This window comes from Micrococcus sp. EWR3.9.1, assembly GCF_052615555.1.
Genome location: NZ_JBQXFD010000052.1, coordinates 1 through 465, shown reverse-complemented (window position 1 = coordinate 465; position 465 = coordinate 1). Strand labels below are relative to the sequence as shown.

Genomic DNA, 465 nt, shown 5'->3' with positions numbered 1-465 from the left:
GCAAGTTGCGGGTGAGCGAACGGATGGCGTGCCGTCTGGTCGGGCTGAGCCGCTCCGCGTACCGGCGACCGCTCAAGGGCGACACGGTCGCGGACCCGGATCGGGCGCTCAGGGAGTGGCTGCGCGCCTGGGCGAAGGACCATCCCCGCTACGGGTATCGGCGGGCGTATCACGACGCCCGCGCCGAGGGGTGGGTGGTGAACCACAAGAAGATCCAACGCCTGTGGCGTGACGAAGGGCTCCGGGTCCCGCAGCGGCGTCGACGCAAGCGCGTCGGGTCCTCGACCGTCGACGCGCCGACGGCGGACGCGCCGAACGTGGTGTGGGCGGTGGACTTCCAGTTCGACGCCGACGAGCACGGACGACCGATCAAGATCTGCTCGATCGTCGACGAACACACCCGGGAGTGCATCGGCGGGCTCGTGGAGCGCTCGATTACCGCCGACCGACTCACCGCCCACCTCG

Annotated in this window: 1 protein-coding gene; it reads left to right on the top strand. The window is 70.3% G+C overall.

The window, feature by feature from the left end; all coding sequences use genetic code 11:
* Positions 1 to 465: IS3 family transposase (locus ACUJ8O_RS11530; RefSeq protein WP_445373405.1), on the top strand; the 465-nt coding region annotated here is incomplete at both ends.